16 protein-coding genes are annotated in these 20,831 nt (G+C 71.6%); 12 read left to right on the forward strand and 4 right to left on the reverse strand.

Features of this window, described 5'->3' with window-relative positions; translation table 11 throughout:
* Positions 1-493: 493 nt before the first annotated feature.
* Genes pcaC through ACFYZZ_RS04335 form a run of 4 tightly spaced genes read left to right on the forward strand, consistent with a single transcriptional unit; the run spans position 494 to position 3,705 of the window.
* A complete protein-coding gene (gene pcaC / locus ACFYZZ_RS04320; RefSeq protein WP_389171331.1) occupies positions 494-1,783 on the forward strand; it encodes a 4-carboxymuconolactone decarboxylase in 1,290 nt (429 codons plus the stop codon).
* A 35-nt stretch (positions 1,784-1,818) separates the two neighbouring features.
* Positions 1,819-2,454 (forward strand): MBL fold metallo-hydrolase, encoded by a 636-nt coding sequence (locus ACFYZZ_RS04325; protein WP_389171334.1) that lies wholly within the window; start codon positions 1,819-1,821, stop codon positions 2,452-2,454.
* 36 nt (positions 2,455-2,490) lie between these two features.
* A complete protein-coding gene (locus ACFYZZ_RS04330; RefSeq protein ID WP_389171336.1) occupies positions 2,491-3,270 on the forward strand; it encodes an exodeoxyribonuclease III in 780 nt (259 codons plus the stop codon).
* 15 nt (positions 3,271-3,285) lie between these two features.
* The gene (locus tag ACFYZZ_RS04335; RefSeq protein ID WP_389171339.1) at positions 3,286-3,705 is read left to right on the forward strand and encodes a DUF6278 family protein; all 420 of its coding nucleotides are present in this window, start codon (positions 3,286-3,288) and stop codon (positions 3,703-3,705) included.
* Between the two features lie 121 nt (positions 3,706-3,826).
* Here the strand turns inward: ACFYZZ_RS04335 and ACFYZZ_RS04340 are convergent, their stop codons facing one another.
* Together ACFYZZ_RS04340 and ACFYZZ_RS04345 are read right to left on the reverse strand one after the other, a co-directional pair.
* Positions 3,827-5,392, reverse strand: a complete 1,566-nt coding sequence (locus ACFYZZ_RS04340; RefSeq protein ID WP_389171341.1) for a CocE/NonD family hydrolase — start codon at positions 5,390-5,392, stop codon at positions 3,827-3,829.
* Positions 5,393-5,491: 99 nt separating this feature from the next.
* Positions 5,492-6,235 (reverse strand): hypothetical protein, encoded by a 744-nt coding sequence (locus ACFYZZ_RS04345; RefSeq protein WP_389171344.1) that lies wholly within the window; start codon positions 6,233-6,235, stop codon positions 5,492-5,494.
* Positions 6,236-6,377: 142 nt separating this feature from the next.
* On the opposite strand from ACFYZZ_RS04345, the gene ggt reads away from it, so the two are divergent.
* Positions 6,378-8,180, forward strand: a complete 1,803-nt coding sequence (gene ggt / locus ACFYZZ_RS04350; protein WP_389171347.1) for a gamma-glutamyltransferase — start codon at positions 6,378-6,380, stop codon at positions 8,178-8,180.
* A gap of 3 nt (positions 8,181-8,183) precedes the next feature.
* Here the strand turns inward: ggt and ACFYZZ_RS04355 are convergent, their stop codons facing one another.
* Both ACFYZZ_RS04355 and map read right to left on the reverse strand, forming a co-directional pair.
* Complete coding sequence (locus tag ACFYZZ_RS04355) at positions 8,184-10,727, reverse strand: ATP-dependent Clp protease ATP-binding subunit (RefSeq protein ID WP_389171349.1); 2,544 nt, start codon at positions 10,725-10,727, stop codon at positions 8,184-8,186.
* 97 nt (positions 10,728-10,824) lie between these two features.
* Positions 10,825-11,601: a type I methionyl aminopeptidase gene (map, locus tag ACFYZZ_RS04360; protein WP_389171351.1), complete on the reverse strand. Its 777-nt coding sequence runs from the start codon at positions 11,599-11,601 to the stop codon at positions 10,825-10,827.
* A 75-nt stretch (positions 11,602-11,676) separates the two neighbouring features.
* On the opposite strand from map, the gene ACFYZZ_RS04365 reads away from it, so the two are divergent.
* The 7 genes from ACFYZZ_RS04365 (at position 11,677) to hydA (ending at position 20,826) form a co-directional block, all read left to right on the forward strand.
* On the forward strand, positions 11,677-11,928 hold the full coding sequence (locus tag ACFYZZ_RS04365) for a helix-turn-helix domain-containing protein (RefSeq protein WP_389171353.1): 252 nt from the start codon (positions 11,677-11,679) through the stop codon (positions 11,926-11,928).
* A 148-nt stretch (positions 11,929-12,076) separates the two neighbouring features.
* Complete coding sequence (locus ACFYZZ_RS04370; RefSeq protein WP_389171356.1) at positions 12,077-14,341, forward strand: hypothetical protein; 2,265 nt, start codon at positions 12,077-12,079, stop codon at positions 14,339-14,341.
* Between the two features lie 157 nt (positions 14,342-14,498).
* Complete coding sequence (locus ACFYZZ_RS04375) at positions 14,499-15,341, forward strand: nitrilase-related carbon-nitrogen hydrolase (protein ID WP_389171359.1); 843 nt, start codon at positions 14,499-14,501, stop codon at positions 15,339-15,341.
* Positions 15,338-16,621 (forward strand): aspartate aminotransferase family protein, encoded by a 1,284-nt coding sequence (locus ACFYZZ_RS04380; RefSeq protein WP_389171362.1) that lies wholly within the window; start codon positions 15,338-15,340, stop codon positions 16,619-16,621. The genes ACFYZZ_RS04375 and ACFYZZ_RS04380 overlap by 4 nt, the downstream gene beginning before the upstream one ends.
* Positions 16,622-16,638: 17 nt before the next feature.
* Positions 16,639-18,216 carry a PucR family transcriptional regulator gene (locus ACFYZZ_RS04385; protein ID WP_389171364.1) on the forward strand — a complete coding sequence of 526 codons (1,578 nt, stop codon included), beginning with the start codon at positions 16,639-16,641 and terminating at the stop codon, positions 18,214-18,216.
* A 332-nt stretch (positions 18,217-18,548) separates the two neighbouring features.
* Positions 18,549-19,391, forward strand: coding sequence for a nitrilase-related carbon-nitrogen hydrolase (locus tag ACFYZZ_RS04390; protein ID WP_386576165.1), 843 nt, complete (start codon positions 18,549-18,551; stop codon positions 19,389-19,391).
* Positions 19,392-19,422: 31 nt separating this feature from the next.
* The gene (gene hydA, locus ACFYZZ_RS04395) at positions 19,423-20,826 is read left to right on the forward strand and encodes a dihydropyrimidinase (RefSeq protein WP_389171368.1); all 1,404 of its coding nucleotides are present in this window, start codon (positions 19,423-19,425) and stop codon (positions 20,824-20,826) included.
* Positions 20,827-20,831: the final 5 nt, after the last annotated feature.

Consider the following 20,831-nt stretch of genomic DNA (forward strand, 5'->3'; position numbering starts at 1 on the left):
CTTGAGGACGGCGTTTCAGCTGGTCAAGCTTAGGGTCGGTGATTCCGTGGGAGCTGTGGCCTGTCGTGTTGTCGCTCGCCGGGAGGCCTCGAATGCCGTCGGGGTCGGGCTACTGGAAACAGTACGAGTTCGCCGCTCGCCGTCGAGTCGACGGGCTGCGTGAGGAGGCTGCCGTATCCAGGCCGAGCTGGCCGCGGCCGAGCTGGAATGGCAGGAGTGGGCGATCGCCCGCAGGCGGGTCAACACGGTGCTGGCTCCGGACGGCGGCAACACCGTCGGCACGGGGGTCACCCCGGATCCGCGGGATGCGAACGCGCCCCCAAGCACCCAGGACCACCTAATCGGGACTCCCGTTCGACGCGCATCTCTCAAGATCTGAAAGACAACAGCTACTCAAGCGATATGCCGCCCGCGAGGTCTTCAACCTGGTCAGGATGGGCTCTACCGACCCCCCGTTATAGGGGCGTCCGTGACAGATGAGAGGCTCGGACGGGTGAGCGAGACACCACCGAACACCCTGCAATACCGCTTTGACGGGCCAGAAGACGCACCTGTCCTGATCTTGGGACCCTCACTTGGTACCACATGGCACATGTGGGACCGCCAGATCCCCGAGCTGACGCAGCAGTGGCGGGTCTTCCGGTTCGACCTGCCGGGGCACGGCGGCGCCCCCGCCCACCCGGCCGGCTCCGTCGGTGAGCTGGCGGCCCGCCTGCTGGTGACCCTGGACGCGCTCGGTGTGCAGCGCTTCGGCTACGCGGGCTGTGCGCTGGGCGGTGCGATCGGCATCGAGCTGGCCCTGCGCCACCCCGAGCGCCTCGCCTCGCTCGCGCTGGTCGCCGCCTCGCCCCGGTTCGGTACCCCGGACGAGTTCCGCCAGCGCGGGGTGGTCGTCCGGACCAACGGGCTCGAGCCGATCGCCCGGACCTCGCCCGACCGCTGGTTCACCGGCGGGTTCGCCGCCGCGCAGCCCGCGATCACCGAGTGGGCCGTACAGATGGTGCGCACCACGGACCCGGGCTGCTACATCACCGCCTGCGAGGCCCTCGCCGGGTTCGACGTCCGGGCCGAGCTGGGCCGGGTCGGCGCGCCGACTCTGGTGCTGGTGGGCTCCGAGGACCAGGTCACCGGACCGGCCGAGGCCCGCACCCTGGTCGCGGGGATACCGGACGCCCGGCTCGCGGTCGTGCCCGGCGCCTCCCACCTGGTGCCGGTGGAGCAGCCCGCCGCCGTCACCGACCTGCTGGTACGGCACTTCTCCACCGCCTGGCTGCAGCCCTTCGACACCGCTCAGACGGCCCTCCCGGCCGTCCCCGTCAACCCGGCGCTGACGGCGGCGCCCCAGGTCGTGCCGGTCGCCGAGATCGCCCCCGCCGTCGCAGCGCCGCGGCCGCTCGATCTGCCCGACCGGTACGAGGCCGGGCTGAAGGTCCGCCGGGAGGTGCTCGGCGACGCGCACGTGGACCGGGCGCTGTCCCAGGCCGACGAGTTCTCCGGGGGCTTCCAGGAGTTCATCACCCGCTACGCCTGGGGCGAGATCTGGGACCGGCCCGGCCTGGACCGCCGCACCCGCAGCTGTGTCACGCTCACCGCGCTGGTCGCCGGCGGCCACCTGGAGGAGCTGGCCTTCCACACCCGCGCCGCCCTGCGCAACGGCCTCACCCCCGACGAGATCAGGGAAGTGCTGCTGCAGGCGGCCGTGTACTGCGGCGTCCCGGCGGCGAACAGCGCGTTCCGGGTGGCCCAGCAGGTCATCCGCGAGGAGACCACCCCCGCCGAGTGAGCCCCGGGCCGCCGCAGGCGGCAGGATGGGGAGACATGAAGCTCACCAAGAAGTCCCACGCCTGTGTCCGCCTGGAGAAGGACGGGCGGACGCTCGTGATCGATCCCGGCGGGTTCAGCGAGCAGGACGCGGCGGCCGGCGCGGACGCGATGCTGGTCACGCACGAGCACCCGGACCACTTCGACGAGGGCCGGCTGCGGGCCGCCCTGGAGGCGAACCCGGCAGCCCGGATCTGGACCCTGAAGTCCGTGGCCCAGCAGATCGCGGCGGCCTTCCCGGGCCGGGTGCACACCGTCGGCCACGGCGACACGTTCACCGCCGCGGGCTTCGACGTGCAGGTCCACGGCGAGCTGCACGCGGTGATCCACCCGGACATCCCGCGCATCACCAACGTCGGCTACCTGATCGACGGCGGCCGGGTCTTCCACCCGGGCGACGCCCTCACCGTCCCCGACCTGCCCGTCGAGACGCTGATGCTCCCGGTGCAGGCGCCCTGGAACAAGATCTCCGAGGTGATCGACTACGTCCGCGAGGTGAAGCCGCAGCGCGCCTACGACATCCACGACGCCCTGCTGACCGACCTCGCCCGTCCGATCTACGACCGCCAGATCGGCGCCCTGGGCGGCACGGACCACCAGCGGCTCACTCCGGGGGCGTCGGCGGACGTCTGAGGCGCGCTGTCACACCCGCCGGGTAGGTTGTGAGACATGCGCATCGCCACCTGGAACGTGAACTCGATCACCGCCCGCCTCCCGAGGCTGCTCGCCTGGCTGGAGAGCAGCGGCACCGACGTGCTCTGCCTCCAGGAAGCCAAGATCGCCGAGGAGCAGTTCCCGTTCGGCCAGCTGCGCGAGCTGGGCTACGAGGCGGCGGTCCACGCGACCGGCCGGTGGAACGGCGTGGCGGTGCTCTCCCGCGTCGGCCTGGAGGACGTCGTCAAGGGCCTGCCCGGCGACCCCGGCTACGAGGGCGTGACCGAGCCGCGCGCCATCTCGGCGACCTGCGGCCCGGTCCGCGTCTGGTCGGTGTACGTGCCCAACGGCCGTGAGGTGGACCACCCGCACTACGCCTACAAGCTCCAGTGGTTCGAGGCCCTGAAGGCCGCCGTCGCCGGTGACGCCTCCGGCGGCCGTCCGTTCGCGGTGATGGGCGACTACAACGTGGCGCCCACCGACGACGACGTCTACGACGTGGCCGTCTTCGAGGGCTCCACCCACGTGACCCCCGCCGAGCGCGCCGCCCTGGTCTCCCTCCAGGAGGCGGGCCTGTCGGACGTCGTGCCGCGCCCCCTGAAGTACGACCACCCGTACACGTACTGGGACTACCGCCAGCTCTGCTTCCCCAAGAACCGCGGCATGCGCATCGACCTGGTGTACGGCAACGAGCCGTTCGCGAAGGCCGTCAAGGACTCCTACGTCGACCGTGAGGAGCGCAAGGGCAAGGGCGCGTCCGACCACGCGCCGGTGGTGGTCGACCTGGACGTGTGATGCCAGGCTGGGTCCATGAACATTCCGTTCCTGGGCCCCAGGCACCACAAGAACGGTGGCGCGGCGCTGCCGGCCGACCCCGAGGCGATCGCCGCGCTCCTGTCCGAATGTGAACTGCTCCGCTCCCAGGCGGACGAGGCCGGCGTCCGCCTCGACGACACCCCGGCCTCCCTGGAGGCGCTGGACCAACTGGTCCCGCGCTGGCGCGACGACGCGGAGACGCTGCCCTGGCTGGGCAACGACGCGGGGCTGTACCTGGGCACGGTCGTCGTGCGCACCGTGCCCGGGGCCGGCTGGGAGATCAGGTCCGACGGCGAGCCCGTGCTGCGGCTCGCCTCCGGCCGCGAGGTCGAGGTCGTGGACGCCGGCCGGGCCTGGGCCGCGACCGGCGTCCCCGAACTGTCCCAGCTGTACGGGGAGATCGCCGAGGCCTGACGCCGACTACGCCTGGATCGCAGACCTCGACTACGATGAGCCGTTCATCCCTGTGGTGATGGTGATCTTGCCGAACCGCACCGGGATACAAGGGCCAGGCTCGTCCGGCGGCAGCCGATGATCACTGCTCGCGCACGGGGACGGACACGTATGACGGGTCGTCCGGCGGCGAGGAGAAGGTCAGCTGCGCGCCGGACGGGTTGTGCTCGATGTAGAGCGGGTCGACGGTGTCGACGACCAGCGCGAGGCGGTGCCCGGCGGGTACGTCGTAGGCGGTGGAGAACAGGTCCAGGTTCACGTCGAACGGCTCGCCGGGCGTCCGACCGTGCCAGGTGTAGGGCGCGTTGGTGACCAGCTTGCCGAAGCCGAGCGGACCCACGTCGTACAGGTAGGCGATGAGGGTGCCGCTCTCCTTGGTCGGGGTGAGCGTGGTGTGCAGCGTGGCCGTGCCCCGCACCTGCTGGGCCGTGCCGTACCGCTCCGACTGCCACACGGCCGCCCAGCGGCGCGGCAGCAGCGGGATCGAGGCGACGGGCGGCAGTTGGGCGACCTGGTCCAGGATGCTGGAGAGGAAGACGATCCCACCGTCCGCGCCCGAGTCGATGTTGGCGTGGATGGTGGTGGAGCCCGCGAGCGCGAGCTTGGTGCGGGTCGCGCCGACCGACTTCCAGTCCGGGTAGCCCTCGTATCCCCCCGCGCTACGGGACTTGAGCTGGACGGGCTGCTCGCGGTCGATGCCGTTGTCGGCGCCCTTGAGGTAGTGGTCGAACCAGCGCCCGGTGTCCGTCCACACGTCGTTGGGCAGCCCGAACAGGCCGGTCAGCTCGGCGGTCGCGTGGTCGCCGGGCCGCATCTCCAGCCGCTTCGGGACGTTCAGCTTCTCGTAGAAGTCGGCGTACGAGTTGGCCGGGAAGATCGTGTCGCCCCAGGCGTTGGCCATCAGGACCGCGGTGCCGTTCCTGTTCAGCTGGTCGACGTAGGTCGCGGCGGAACGCTTGCGCCCCCAGTCGATCATCTCCTGTTCCTTTGTCAGGTTGGAGGCGTAGAAGTTGTCGAAGATCTCCCGGAGTTCGGGGCTCTCGCGGCCGGTGATGGTGCCCGCGCCGTCGAGCAGGGCGCCCGCCTGGACGTGCTGGGTGCGGCCCGAGTAGATCGAGTCGATCAGGTCGGCCCAGCCGCTGAGCGCGGCGACGGCCTTGATGCGCTTGTCGTGGGCGGCGGCCAGCAGGCTGATGCCGGCGCCGTAGGAGACGCCCGCCATGCCGATGTGCCGCGGGTCGGCGGGGGTGTTGGCGAGCGCCCAGTCGATGACCTTGGAGGCGTCCGCTATGTCCGGCGGACCCGCCACTTCTATCTCGCCGCCGGACTGCCAGAACCCGCGCACGTTGTACGTGAGCACCACGTAGCCGGAGTCGGCGAGCTTCTGCGCCTGGGCGAGATACTCCACCTGCGGCAGGCCCCAGCTCGTGGGCAGCACGATGAGCGGGTAGCTGTGCGAGCCGTCGGCGCCCGCGGGCGTGACGACGTTCGCCTTCAGTACGGTGCCGCCGTCGCCCGTGATGTCCACGAAGCGGACGGACGAGGCGGCCTGGGCGGCCGGAGCCAGGCCGACGACGGTCCCCGCGATCAGCGCCGCGGAGACGACTCCTACGGCAGAGGTGCGCAAGGTGGTGCGACCGTGTCCCATGGGTCACTCCTCACTCGTGTCAGTGCAAAGTGACTCGACGGTAACCGGCGGACCTTACCCTAAGTAACCCGTCGGTAAGTTACGCACCGGTAAAGGTTTTTACGACTGTGCGGGCTCGGGTTCGGGCAGTGGGGTGCGCGCCGCCCGTGTCACGTCCGCGACCAGCTCGACCACATCCGGGCCGTACGCCTGTGAGTTGACCACCTTCAGTAGCAGGACGAAGGGTCCGGTGCCGTACTTGCGGTGCAGTCGCTCGTGGTGGCGGGCGAGATAGCGAGTGGCGGCCTGGTTCGTGATCGCGCGCTGTCCGCAGAAGAGGAACACCGGCCGGAAGTCCCCTTGTCCGTTCGCGGTGAGCCGGGCGAGCAGTACGTACTCGCTCCGGCCGCGCTCCATCCGGTACTCCTCCGAGCCGATCCGGAGGGCGCCGAGCTCCGGACCGGCGTCGGCCTCGACGTTCATCCGGGTGCCCGGCAGCAGCGAGGAGAGGTGGGCCGCCATCCGGCGGTTCGAGTAGGGCCCGCCGACGCAGAACTCCGTCCGCTCGCCGAAGCCCTGCTGGGTGGCGTCGTGAGCCACGACCTGGGCGTGTGCCTTGCATTCCTTGATCAGGGCGGAGAGTTCCAGCAGGGCGAACACGTCGTGCCGCATCACCGTCAGCTCCGGTCCGCCCGCCTTGTGGTTGACCACGAGCAGCGACTCCGAGTTGTCCGGCAGCCCGAAGAACGCCTGCTTGCGGCGCAGTTTGCGGCGCCACAGATACGTGCGGGCGAGCCAGCCCAGCGAGGCCGATATCCCGGTCGCCACCAGGCCCAGGACGATATTGCGCACGTCGTCGTTCATGGCCGCGCATGGTAGCGGGCCCGGGCAACGACTACGTACCGGCGTTCGAACTGTGACGGTCGTGTGGCGGGCGGCCGAGGCGTACTGTTGGCCTTACGGCAATCTCGTTACGCTGCGCGGACGGTCCCGACGGGAGGTACGGATGGGTCGGCCTGGCGCGCGGAAACTGGCGGTGATGGCGGTCTCGGCCGCCATGGTGTCGGTGGGAGCGGCGGCTCCGCCCGCCGGAGCGGGAGAGACGCCCACGAAGGTTCCGGTGGCCGTCGGCTACGGCGGAGCCGTGGCCAGCGTCGACGCGGACGCCTCGGCCGCCGGCATCGAGGTGCTCAGGAAGGGCGGCAACGCGGTCGACGCGGCCGTCGCCACCGCAGCCGCGCTCGGCGTCACCGAGCCCTACTCGGCCGGCATCGGCGGAGGCGGCTACTTCGTCTACTACGACGCCAAGTCCCGTACGGTGCACACCATCGACGGCCGCGAGACCGCGCCGCTGAGCGCCGACGCCGACCTGTTCACGGAGAACGGCAAGCCGCTCGCCTTCGCCGACGCCGTCAGCAGCGGCCTGAGCGTCGGCACCCCGGGTACGCCCGCCACCTGGCAGACGGCGCTGGACCAGTGGGGCAGCAGAAGCCTCGGTGCGGTACTCAAGCCCGCCGAGCGGATCGCCCGCGACGGCTTCACCGTCGACGGCACCTTCCGCTCGCAGACCGCGTCCAACGAGACCCGGTTCCGCTACTTCCCCGACACCGCCCGGCTGTTCCTGCCGAACGGACAGCTCCCGGTCGTCGGCTCCACCTTCAAGAACCCCGATCTGGCCCGCACTTACCAGGAACTGGCCAGGAAGGGCGTCGGCGCGATCTACCATGGCGACCTGGGCGACGACATCGTCAATACGGTGAACAAGCCACCGGTGGACCCGGGTTCGGGCTGGAACGCCCGCCCCGGCAAGCTGGAGGAGAAGGACCTGGCCGCCTACGGCGCCAAGCTCCAGAAGCCCACCAGGACCTCGTACCGCGGTCTGGACGTGTACTCCATCGCGCCCTCCTCCTCCGGCGGCACCACCGTCGGCGAGGCGCTCAACATCCTGGAGAAGACCGACCTCTCGAAGGCCGACGAGGTGCAGTACCTGCACCACTACATCGAGGCGAGCCGCATCGCCTTCGCCGACCGCGGCCGCTGGGTCGGCGACCCCGCCTTCGAGGACGTACCGACCAAGGACCTGCTCTCGCAGCGGTACGCCGACTCGCGCGCCTGCCTGATCAAGGACGACGCGGTCCTCGGCAGCCCGCTCGCACCCGGCGACCCGCGCCACCCCGCCGCCTGCGGCACCGGCGGTACGGCTGCCCCGACGACGTACGAGGGCGAGAACACCACCCACCTGACCGCGGCCGACAAGTGGGGCAACGTCGTCGCCTACACGCTCACCATCGAGCAGACCGGCGGCAGCGGCATCACCGTGCCCGGCCGGGGCTTCCTGCTCAACAACGAGCTGACCGACTTCTCCTTCGCCCCGGCCAACCCGGCCGTGCACGACCCGAACCTGCCCGGCCCCGGCAAGCGGCCGCGCTCCTCCATCTCACCGACCATCGTCCTCGACCGGCACGGCCGGCCGGTGGTGGCGCTCGGCTCGCCCGGCGGCGCGACCATCATCACCACCGTGCTGCAGACACTGACCGAGTTCCTCGACCGGCATCTGCCGCTGGTCGACGCGATCGCCGCCCCGCGCGCCAGCCAGCGCAACGCGGCCCAGACCGAACTCGAACCAGGCCTGTACAACAGCGACTTGAGGACACAGCTGGAGGCCATCGGGCACAGCTTCAAGCTGAACCCGGAGATCGGCGCTGCCACCGGCGTCCAGCGGCTGCCGGACGGCAGGTGGCTGGCCGCCGCCGAGAAGGTACGCCGCGGCGGCGGCTCGGCGATGGTGGTCCATCCGGCGGCGCCGTGACCCTCACACCTCGGGAGCGGACGGCTGCGCCTGCTGTGCACGGAAGTCCAGCAGTCCGTCCCTGACGTCCACCGTGACCCGGCTGCCCGGGGCGATCGTGCCGTCCAGCAGCAGCCGGGACAGCTGGTTGTCGACCTCGCGCTGGATGGTGCGGCGCAGCGGGCGGGCGCCGTACTCGGGCTGGTAGCCGCGCTCGGCGATCCAGTCGACGGCCGCGTCGGTGAACTCGACCGCGACGCTCTGGCCGTCCAGCAGCCGGCGGGTGCGCTCCAGCAGCAGCTGGGTGATCTGCCGCAGCTGCTCGCTCGTCAGCTGCCGGAACACGACGATCTCGTCGATCCGGTTCAGGAACTCCGGCCGGAAGTGCTCGCGCAGCGGGCGCAGGATCTGCTCGCGCCGCGCCTCCTCGTCGGCCTGCGCGCCACCCGGCCCGAAGCCGATCCCGGCACCGCGCCGGGTGATCACGTCGGAGCCGAGGTTGCTGGTCATCACGATGACCGTGTTGGTGAAGTCGACCGTGCGGCCCTGCGAGTCGGTCAGCCGCCCGTCGTCCAGGACCTGCAGCAGGATGTTGAAGACGTCCGGGTGGGCCTTCTCCACCTCGTCGAGCAGGAGCAGCGAGTACGGGTACCTGCGCACCACTTCGGTGAGCTGGCCGGCCTCCTCGTGGCCCACGTACCCGGGCGGGGCGCCCACCAGCCGGGAGACGGTGTGCCGCTCCTGGTACTCGCTCATGTCGAGGCGGACCATGCGGTCCTCGCTGCCGAACAGGGCCTCGGCGAGCGCGCGGGCCAGCTCGGTCTTGCCGACGCCGGTCGGGCCGAGGAACAGGAAGCTGCCGATCGGCCGGTCCGGGCTCGCGAGCCCGGCGCGGGAGCGCAGTACGGCCTCGGCGACCACGCTCACCGCCTCCTCCTGGCCGACCACCCGCTGGTGCAGATGCCCCTCCAGGCCCAGCAGCCGCTCCTTCTCCTCCTGGGTCAGCCGGCTCACCGGGATGCCGGTCTGCCGGGACACCACCTCGGCGATGGCCTCCGCCGTCACCTCCAGGTTCTGCCCCTCGTCGGCCTCGTCGCCGCCGCTGGCCTCGGCGATCCGCTCCTTCAGCGCGCCGATCCGGTCGCGCAGCTGCGTGGCCCGCTCGTACTGCTCGTCGGAGACCGCCTGGTCCTTGTCACAGACGAGCTGCTCCATCTCGCGCTCCATCGCGCGCACGTCCGTGCCCTTCGTCCGGGCGCCGAGGCGCACCCGGGCGCCGGCCTGGTCGATCAGGTCGATCGCCTTGTCGGGCAGGCGCCGGTCGGTGAGATAGCGGTCCGACAGCTCCACGGCGGCCACCAGCGCCTCGTCGGTGTAGCGGACCTGGTGGTGGGCCTCGTACCGGTCGCGCAGGCCGCGCAGGATCTCGATCGTGTCCTCGGTGGTCGGCTCGGGCACCAGGACCGGCTGGAAGCGGCGGGCAAGCGCCGCGTCCTTCTCGATCCGGCGGAACTCCTCCAGCGTGGTCGCGCCCACGATGTGCAGCTCGCCCCGGGCGAGCGCGGGCTTGAGGATGTTGCCCGCGTCCATCGCACCGCCCTCCCCGCCCGTACCGGCGCCGACGACCGTGTGCAGCTCGTCGATGAAGACGATCAGCTGGTCGGAGTGGGTGCGGATCTCCTCCACGATGTTGTTCAGACGTTCCTCGAAGTCGCCCCGGTAACGCGTGCCCGCGACGACCCCGGTCAGGTCCAGGGCGACCACCCGCCGCCCGGACAGGACGTCCGGCACGTCCCCGTCCGCGATCCGCTCCGCGAGCCCCTCCACGATGGCCGTCTTGCCGACACCAGCGTCGCCGATCAGCACGGGGTTGTTCTTCCCGCGCCGGGACAGCACCTCGATGGTCTGCTCGATCTCCTCGTCGCGGCCGATGACCGGGTCGACACGCCCCTCCCGGGCCAGCTCTGTCAGATCACGGCCGTACTTGTCGAGCGTCGGCGTGGAGGTGGGCCGCTGGCGCTCCGTGACGCGTACCGGGACGGACTCCGGGGCCTCGGGCGGCAGGGCGCCCGGCGAGAAACGGGACGCGTGCAGGATGTGCCCGGCCGCCGAGTCCGGATTCGCGGCCAGTGCGCTCAGCACGTGCTCCGGGCCGATGTACCCGGCACCGGTCGACCGCGCCAGTTCGTGCGCGTCGAGCAGGGCCCGCTTGACGGCCGGGGTGAGCGAGAGCGACGTCGGCGGGGGTGTCTCGCCCGGCGGGTGCTGGACGGGGCCCGCGCGGTCGTCGATCTCCGTCGCGAGCGAGTCGGGGTCCGCGCCGGCCCTGCTGAGCAGGGACCGGGTGGGCTCGGTGGCCAGGGCCGCACGCAGCAGGTGCTGCGTGTCCAGGTCCCGGCTGCCATGCTCGGCGGCGTACTGGGCGGCCCCTCTCACCATCTCCCGGGCCGGCTGGCTGAGCAGGCGGCCGATGTCGATGTGGCGGGGGCGCTCGGGTCCGCCGGGGGTGCTGCCGAGGAAGCGGCCCAGGAAATCACCGAAGGGGTCGGGAGGGTAGCCGTTGGTCATGGCGTTCCGTTCCTTTGGTGTCCGTTCATAACACCTTGGCACGGATGGTCCCCGACGGCATCGCGGCGGATCCGCACATCGACAGAGCCCCGCGCCCCTAGGCGGTTTCCCTTGCGGTAAGGACGCGAGGTCCCGTTTCCGTGATCGCCACGGTGTGCTCGGCGTGGGCTGCGCGGGAGCCGTCGCTCGTGCGCAGGGTCCATCCGTCGCTCGCTTCGTAGTAGGCGTCCTTGCCGCCGCCGATCAGCATCGGCTCGATCGCCAGGACCATGCCATGGCGCAAGGGAAGTCCCCGGCCCGCGCGGCCCTCGTTCGGGACCTCGGGGTCCTCGTGCATGTGGCGGCCTACGCCGTGACCGCCGAAGCCGGCGGGGATGCCGTAGCCCGCCGTGCGGCAGACCCGGCCGACGGCGTGGGCGATGTCGCCGATGCGGTTGCCGACGACGGCTGCCGCGATGCCGGCCGCCAGGGCGCGCTCGGCGGTGTCGACGAGGCGCAGGTCCGCCGGGCGGGGACGACCGACCGTGAAGCTGATCGCCGAGTCGCCGGCCCAGCCGTCCAGGTGGGCGCCGCAGTCGATGGAGACCAGGTCGCCGTCACGGAGGCGGTAGCGGGTGGGGATGCCGTGCACGATCGCGTCGTTGACCGAGGCGCAGATCACCGCCGGGAAGGGGGTCGGGGCGAAGGAGGGGCGGTAGCCGAGGAAAGGGGAGGAGGCCCCGGCCTCGCGCAGCACCTCCCGGGCCACCTCGTCCAGCTCCAGCAGGGAGACGCCGACGGCGGCGGCCTTTCGTACAGCGGTCAGGGCTCGTGCGACGACCTGGCCTGCGGCGTGCATCGCGTCAAGGGACGTGTCCGTCTTCAGTTCCACCATGCCAATTACTATACCGGCATTTGAATGGGGGTGGCGGTATGGGTGCGGCAGGGGGGCGGTATTAGAATGGGTGCCATGGTGCGCACCCCCCTCACCCCCGAAGAGCGTGAACGCGGCGAACGACTCGGGCAGTTGCTGCGCGAGGCGCGCGGCGGGCGGAGCATGGCCGAGATCGCGGCGGAGGCGGGCGTCTCGGCCGAGACGCTCCGCAAGATCGAGACCGGGCGGGCGCCGACCCCGGCCTTCTTCACGGTGGCCGCGCTGGCCCGGGTTCTCGGGTTGTCCATGGATGACCTGCTGGCGCAGTGCGTGCTGGTGGGTGTCTGAAACACGCCTGCGGCGGGCCGGTCCGCGCAAGAGTCAAGATCGCGCAATGAGCCGCCCGCACACTCCCGGAAAACTCTGCGTAGCAAGCTCGTAACACAGCTGGTGTTGCCTGGCGGCCGGAGTGCTGGCAGTCGGGCGGGAGTCGGGCATGGCTGTGGATCAACTCCCCGGTCGGGTACGGGAGTTCGCGAACTACCTGGACGGCCTCCTGGGGCGCCTGGATCAGGGCGGCGGGTGGTGCGGGGTCTTCTGGCAACGCGACCCCGAGGGCATGCAGGCCTGCCGCGACGGGCATGAGGTGCCGCCGTGGGACGTGGTCGAGGCGCTGCTGCAGGACCTCCACGCGGCGTTCGGCCCCGCCGCGGCCGCGGCCGAGCGGGAACGCGCCCGCGTCCTGCACGCCGCCGCCGTCTCGGCGTACGACGCCCGGCCCGGCGCCCGGGACGCCCTGCGCGACCGGCTCGACGTGATGCTCCGCGAACAGCGGTACGCCGCGGAACGCCAGGCCGAACTGAACCGCCTGCTCACCGAGGCACCCTCCCGCGAGGAGGCCGACACCCTCCGCCTGGACCTCGCCTGGGCCCACGACGACCACGAACGGGCCACCGCCCGCTGCGCCGAACTCCAGGCCAGGATGGCGAACCTGGACCGCAGGGCGGTGGGAGCACCGCTCCTGGACGGGTCGGAAGCCCGGGGTGGGGGCGAGGGGAGAGCGCCGGGCCCTGACGGCGCATCGGTGACGCCGGAACACCATGGGGCTGCTGGCGGGGCCTTCGGTGGCGCCGTGGGGGCGGATGGGGGCGGTGGGTCACGGGGGGCGCGTGCGGAGGGCTTTGGTGGTGGCGGAGCGGTAGGCGACGGCGGTGGGTCGCGGGCGTCGCATGGTGGCTTTGGCGGTCCTGCGCGGGCGGGTGGCGATGGTGGGCCGCTTGCGCCCGGTGCTGACGACTACGGCGGGGCCGGGGCAGGCGGCGGGTCTCGTACGTCCGGTGCGGAGGGCTTCGGCGGCGCCGCGGCAGTCGGGAGCGGCGGGGCTGCCGCGCCCGGAGGGGCGGGGGCTCCTGGCGCTGCCTGGCGTGGAGCCGGGTCAGCCCCGTTCCCCTCACGCGATGCCCGGGCTGCGGGCCACGACGGACGGTTCGCCGCGTCCGCCGGTGACGGTCAGGACTCCTGGTTCGCCGGGCCGGTCGCCGACCACGCCCCTCAGCCCGCCGCGCAGGACGCCGGCCCTGCGGCCCGTCAGGCCGGGTCCGTGATGGGTCCGTCCTCCTGGCCCGCCGTGTCGGGTGCCGGCCCTGTGGTTGGTCGGGCGGAGTCTGCGGTGGATCCGGCCGCGCGGCCCGCCATGCCGGACGTCGGCCCTGTGGCCCGTCAGGCCCGGTCCGCGATGGGCCCTTCCTCCTGGCCCGCCGCGTCGGATGTCGGCCCCGTGGTTGGTCAGCCGGAGTCCGCGCCGGGTCCGGCCTCGCCGCCCGTGATGTCGTACGCCGACCCTGCGGTTGGTCAGGGGGGTCCGTCGATGGATCCGGCCCCTTGGTCCACCCGGGCGGACGCCGGCCCGGTGGCGCGCCCGGCAGGGGTCGTCGCCGACCCGGCAGTTCCTGCGCCCGCCGCGCATCCCACCGCAGCCCCCGCCCACGAGGTCAGCCCTGTGCCCGCCCCTGAGGCACCGACCCCCGCCAAGCCCCGTAAACGGCGCCGCGGTAGTGCCCGGTTCGCCGGGATGGTTGAGGACGGGGGCGCCCCGGTCGTCGTGCCGCAGGCTCCTGTTGCTGCGGTACCCGAGGTGGCCGTCGGGCGGCGTACCCCGCGTGGGGCGCGGTTTGCCGGGGCTGCGGAGGGGGGTGAGGCGGTTGAGGCGCCCGTGGAGGTGGTGGAGGATGCCGAGGCGGGGGCGGCCGTCGCAGGGGTCGTGGAGGAGTTGGTGCGGCTGCGGGGCGAGGGGCGTACCGGTGAGGCGCATGTGCTGTTGGTCGAGATCGCGCGGTGGCCCGCCGCTCGGTTCCCACTGCTCGCGGACCGGCTGCAGCGTGCCGGGCTCGGTGCCGACTGGGCCACGCTGCTGTGGGAGGCCGCCTCGCTGCCCGCCGAGCGGCTGGTCGCGGCCGCCGACGCGCTGGAGGCGGCCGGTCGGGTCGAGGACGGGCAGCAGATGCTGCGGCAGGGCGTGGCCAGGCCGGCCGAGGAGATAGGCGCCGCCGTGCTGGGGCTGGACGCGGAGGGGCGTGGCCGCGAGGTACGGGCCCTGCTGGACGCCTACGTGAGCGTCCGGACGCCGGAGGAGGCCGCCCGCAGCGCCGGAGCCGACCCGCGCCGCCTCGTCCCGCTCCTGCTGGAGGCCGCCCGGGGCGTCTCGGAGGAGCGCCACTGGGACCTGGTGCACGCCCTGAGGGTCGCCGGATTCACCGCCTGAGCGTCCTCCCGCTCACCCTAAGGAGTGCGAAACGTGATCGACTCAGCGGGTTAACGACGATGGTCTTGGCAAGGACTTCCTCGAGGCTTACTTTCGTCCCTCTACAGACTGTTTCTACGGGCGTAGAGGCTCGGACGTCGCGTCGAAGGAGCAGCTCATGGCCAACGTCGTACGTGCCGCACTGGTTCAGGCCACCTGGACCGGCGACACCGAGTCCATGGTGGCGAAACACGAGGAGCACGCCCGCGAGGCGGCCCGTCGGGGCGCGAAGATCATCGGGTTCCAGGAAGTCTTCAACGCCCCCTACTTCTGCCAGGTCCAGGAGCCGGAGCACTACCGCTGGGCCGAGCCGGTGCCCGACGGACCCACCGTGCGGCGGATGCGGGAGCTGGCCCGCGAGACCGGCATGGTGGTCGTCGTCCCCGTCTTCGAGGTCGAGCAGTCCGGCTTCTACTACAACACCGCCGCCGTGATCGACGCCGACGGCACCTACCTCGGCAAGTACCGCAAGCACCACATCCCCCAGGTCAAGGGCTTCTGGGAGAAGTACTACTTCAAACCCGGCAACCTGGGATGGCCGGTCTTCGAGACGGCCGTCGGCAAGGTGGGCGTGTACATCTGCTACGACCGCCACTTCCCGGAGGGCTGGCGGCAACTGGGGCTGAACGGCGCACAGTTGGTCTACAACCCGTCCGCCACGCATCGAGGTCTGTCCGCGCACCTGTGGCAGCTGGAACAGCCCGCAGCGGCCGTCGCCAACGAGTACTTCGTCGCCGCCATCAACCGGGTGGGGCAGGAGGAGTACGGGGACAACGACTTCTACGGGACGTCGTACTTCGTCGACCCGCGCGGCCAGTTCGTCGGCGACCTCGCCAGTGACAAGGACGAGGAACTCGTCGTCCGGGACCTGGACTTCGACCTCATCGACGAAGTGCGGCAGCAGTGGGCCTTCTACCGCGACCGCCGCCCCGACGCCTACGAAGGGCTGGTGCAGCCGTGAACGACCTCTACTCCCGCCACCGCAATGTCCTGCCCGACTGGCTGGCCCTCTACTACGACGAGCCGCTGGAACTCACGCACGGCGAGGGCCGCCATGTCTGGGACTCCGCCGGCAACAAGTACCTGGACTTCTTCGGCGGCATCCTCACCACCATGACCGCGCACGCCCTGCCCGAGGTGACCAAGGCGGTCAGCGAGCAGGCCGGCCGGATCCTCCACTCCTCGACCCTCTACCTCAACCGGCCGATGGTCGAACTGGCCGAACGCATCGCCCAGTTGAGCGGCATCCCGGACGCCCGCGTCTTCTTCACCACCTCCGGCACCGAGGCCAACGACACCGCCCTGCTGCTCGCCACCGCCTACCGGCGCAGCAACACGGTCCTGGCCATGCGCAACAGCTACCACGGCCGCTCCTTCAGCGCGGTCGGCATCACCGGCAACCGCAGCTGGTCCCCGACCTCGCTGTCCCCGCTGCAGACCCTGTACGTCCACGGCGGCGTCCGTACCCGCGGCCCCTTCGCCGAGCTGGACGACCGCGCGTTCATCGACGCGTGCGTGGAGGACCTGAAGGACATCCTCGGGCACACCCGCCCGCCGGCCGCGCTGATCGCCGAGCCCATCCAGGGCGTCGGCGGTTTCACCTCCCCGCCGGACGGTCTGTTCGCGGCCTTCCGCGAGGTGCTGAACGAACAGGGGATCCTGTGGATCGCCGACGAGGTGCAGACCGGCTGGGGCCGCACCGGCGACCACTTCTGGGGCTGGCAGGCGCACGCCCAGAGCGGCCCGCCGGACATGATCACCTTTGCCAAGGGTATCGGCAACGGCGCGTCCATCGGCGGGGTGATCGCTCGCGCCGAGATCATGAACTGCCTGGACGCCAACAGCATCTCGACGTTCGGCGGCACCCAGATCACCATGGCGGCCGGCCTCGCCAACCTCACCTACCTCGTCGAACACGACCTCCAGGGCAACGCCCGGCGCGTCGGCGGACTGCTCATCGAGCGGCTGCGGGCCGTCGCCGCCCAGCTGCCGGGCGTGCGGGAGGTGCGCGGGCGCGGACTCATGATCGGCATCGAACTGGTCAGGCCGGGCACGGACGAGGCCGATCCGCAGGCGGCCTCCGCCGTCCTGGAGGCGGCCCGCGAGGGCGGCCTGCTGATCGGCAAGGGCGGCGGCCACAACACCAGCGCCCTGCGCATCGCCCCGCCGCTGTCCCTGACCGTCGCGGAGGCCGAGGAGGGCGCGGCGATCCTCGAACGCGCACTGAGGAGCACGCACTAGAGAACGGGTGTACCGCCATGACCACCACCTCGGTGACCTCGCACACCGGCTTCGAACCCGCCCTCTCCGTCCGTCAGGTGCTCACCCTGGAGCGGGTGCAGGCCGGGGAGCCCGAGGTGGTGGCCGGGGCCGGGCAGCTCGACCGGCCCGTGCGCTGGGTGCACGTCGCCGAGGCCGCCGACGTCGGAGTGATGCTCAGCGGCGGCGAGATGGTGCTCACCACCGGTGTGCTGCTCGCCGGTGACGAGGCCAAGCAGGTCGAGTACATCCAGTCCCTGCACCGGGCGGAGGCCGCGGCCGTCGTACTCGGGCTCGGCCGGGCCTTTCCCGCGCCGCCCGAGGTGATGCGCCGGGCCGCCGAGCGGTGCGGGCTGCCCATGGTCGTGTTGCACCGGCCGTTCCCCTTCGCCGAGTTGACGGAGGAGGTCCAGTCCCGGCTGGTACGGCGGAAGTTCGCCGCCGTGAGCCTGTCGGAGACCGTACGGACCGCCCTCACCGGGCTGATCACCGCGGGCGCTCCGCTGCAGCGGCTGCTCGACGAGGTCGCCCAGCACAGCGGCTGCCCGGTCGTCGTCACCAACCTCGCCCACCGTGTCCTCGCCACGGCGGGCGAGCGGCCCGCCGTGGACGACGTGCTGCGCGACTGGGAGCGGATCGCCCGGCAGGCCGGCGGCAGTGTGGGCGACGGCTGGATCCACGCCGAACTGGGCGGCCGCGGGGAGCGCTGGGGCCGGCTGCTGCTGTGCGGCTACCGGGGCGACACGGCCACCGGGCGGCTGCTCGCCGACCGGGCCGCCGAGGCCCTGGTCCTGCACCGCATGCTCGGCGGTGGCTCCGCCCACACCTGGGAGGAGCAGTCCGCGCAGAGCCTGGTGACCGACCTCGTCTCCGGAGTCGTACCGGCCAGGCAACTGCTGCCCCGGGCGCGGGCGGCCGGGCTGCCGGTGAACCGGCGGACCTTCGTGCCCCTCGTCGTTCCGGCCGGGGAGCCGGAGCAACTGGAGCGGATGCTGCGGGTGTTGGGCCTGTCCGGGCTGGTCGCCGAACTGGCCGACGGCGCCACGGCCGTACTTCTCAGCCTCGCCCGCGACCAGCAGGCCGACGCGCTCACCGCGCACTTCGCGGCCCGGCTGCGGACCGAGACCGGCCTGCCGAACACGGTGGTCGCCGCCGCCGATCCGCGCACCGACTGGGACGACGTGCCGGCCGGGCTGCGCGAGGCCCGGCATGTCGCCGACGCCGTGGCCGACTCGGCGGCCGCCCTCGACCTGCCGGCCGTCGTACGCCTGCGGGACGTCCATCTGCGCGGCCTGATCCGGCTGCTCAGGGACGACCCGCAGGTGCAGTCCTTCGCCGAGCGCGAGCTGGACGGACTGCTGTGCGGGGCCGACCAGGAGCTGCTGAACGTGCTGCGCACCTACCTGGCGACCGGGCGCAACAAGTCCCGTACCGCCCAGCTCCACCACGTCTCGCGGCCCGCCCTCTACCGGCGCCTGGAGGCGATACAGACCCGACTGGGCGTCGACCTCGACGACTTCGAGCAGGCGGCCTCCGTGCACATCGCGCTCCTCGCGCACGACGCGCAACAGGGGTGAAACATGCTACGACCTGGGAAAACGGCGGTGAAACATGGGCTCGCAGACGCGTGACACGGTGGCACGCCGACCGCCCGCAGACGTGACACGCTGCCACTCAAAGGCTCCCTCGCGGCTTTCTAGGCTCCTGGGGCGGGCGTCGGAGGTTCCGTCTGCCGGGCGGCGCCCTGCACGCACTCTCGCCGCACCGGGCGCAAGCCCAAGTACATCCGGTACGTGGGCTCGCGCCCGGCACGCCGAGAGCACGCACCGGACGCCGCCCGGCCCGCCCTTCGGGCGGACGACGCGACCTCCGACGCCCGCCCCAGCACACCGAGCTACCGGAGGTCCCGATGAGCCGAGTGATCCGTGCCGCCCTGTTCCAGACGGCCTGGACCGGCGACAAGGAATCCATGATCCAGGTCCACGAGCAGGCGGCCCGCGACGCGGCCGCGCAGGGCGCCCAGGTGCTGTGCTTCCAGGAGCTGTTCTACGGCCCCTACTTCTGCCAGGTCCAGGACAAGGCGTTCTACGAGTACGCCGAGCAGATCCCGAACGGCCCCACCGTCAAGCGCTTCCAGGCGCTCGCGAAGGAGCTGGGCCTCGTCCTCGTCCTGCCGATGTACGAGGAGGAGCAGCCGGGGGTCCTGTACAACACCGCGGCCGTGATCGACGCGGACGGCTCCTACCTGGGCAAGTACCGCAAGACCCACATCCCCCAGGTCCAGGGATTCTGGGAGAAGTTCTACTTCCGCCCCGGCAACAGCGGCTGGCCTGTCTTCGACACGGCCGTCGGCAGGATCGGCGTGTACATCTGCTACGACCGCCACTTCCCGGAGGGCTGGCGGGCGCTCGGTCTCGGCGGTGCCGAGATCGTCTTCAACCCGTCGGCCACCTCGCGCGGACTGTCCCGCTACCTGTGGCAGCTGGAGCAGCCGGCGGCGGCCGTCGCCAACGAGTACTTCGTGGGCGCGATCAACCGGGTCGGCGTGGAGGACCTGGGCGACAACGACTTCTACGGCACGACCTACTTCGTGGACCCGGAGGCCCAGTTCGTCGGCGAGGTGGCGAGCGACAAGGAGACCGAACTCGTCGTACGCGACCTGGACCTGGCCAAGCTCCGCGAGGTCCGCGACCGCTGGCAGTTCTACCGCGACCGGGCCCCGGGGGCGTACACGCCGCTGACCGCACCCTGACCCCACCGTCCACCCTGGCAGGAGAGGGACCATGAGCAGCCGTACCGTCATCCGCGGTGGTCTCGTCATCACCGCGTCCGACGAGATCCACGCCGACGTGCTGATCGAGGACGGCCGCATCGCCGCCCTCGCCGCCTCCGGCACCCCCGCCGCCGAGGCGTTCACCGCCGAGCGGGCCATCGACGCCACCGGGAAGTACGTCATCCCGGGCGGCGTCGACGCCCACACCCACATGGAGCTGCCGTTCGGCGGCACCTTCGCCTCCGACACCTTCGAGACCGGCACCCGCGCCGCGGCCTGGGGCGGGACGACCACGATCGTCGACTTCGCGGTGCAGAGCGTCGGCCGCACCCTGCGCGAGGGCCTGGACACCTGGCACGCCAAGGCCGAGGGCAACTGCGCGATCGACTACGCCTTCCACATGATCGTCTCCGATGTGAACGACGAGACGCTCAAGGAGATGGATCTTCTGGTCGAGGAGGGCGTGACCAGCTTCAAGCAGTTCATGGCCTACCCGGGCGTCTTCTACTCCGACGACGGCCAGATCCTGCGCGCCATGCAGCGCTCCGCCGACAACGGTGGCCTGATCATGATGCACGCCGAGAACGGCATCGCGATCGACGTCCTCGTCGAACAGGCGCTGGCGCGGGGCGAGACCGACCCGCGGTACCACGGAGAGGTGCGCAAGGCCCTCCTGGAGGCCGAGGCCACCCACCGCGCCATCCGGCTCGCACAGGTCGCCGGGGCGCCCCTGTACGTCGTGCACGTCTCGGCCATGGAGGCGGTCGCCGAGCTGGCGCGGGCCCGGGACGAGGGGCTGAACGTGTTCGGCGAGACCTGCCCGCAGTATCTGTTCCTGTCCACCGACAACCTCGCCGAGCCCGACTTCGAGGGCGCGAAGTACGTGTGCAGTACGCCCTTGAGGCCGCGCGAGCACCAGGCCAAGCTGTGGCAGGGCCTGCGCACCAACGACCTCCAGGTGGTCTCCACCGACCACTGCCCCTTCTGCTTCGTGGGCCAGAAGGAGCTGGGCCGCGGCGACTTCTCCAAGATCCCCAACGGTCTGCCCGGCGTCGAGAACCGCATCGACCTGCTGCACCAGGCCGTCGTCGACGGGCACATCTCCCGCCGCCGCTGGATCGAGATCGCCTGTGCCACCCCGGCCCGTATGTTCGGCATGTACCCGAAGAAGGGCACCATCGCCCCGGGCGCCGACGCCGACGTCGTCATCTACGACCCGCACGCCGAGCAGGTCATGTCCGCACAGACGCACCACATGAACGTCGACTACTCGGCGTACGAGGGCAGGCGGACGACCGGCCGGGTCGAGACCGTGCTCTCGCGCGGCGAACCCGTCATCACCGAGCGGGAGTACACCGGACACGCCGGACACGGTGTCTACACCCCGCGCTCCACCTGTCAGTACCTCACCTAGGAGTG

Origin of the sequence: Streptomyces sp. NPDC001816 (assembly GCF_042892235.1) — a bacterium.
GTDB lineage: Bacteria > Actinomycetota > Actinomycetes > Streptomycetales > Streptomycetaceae > Streptomyces.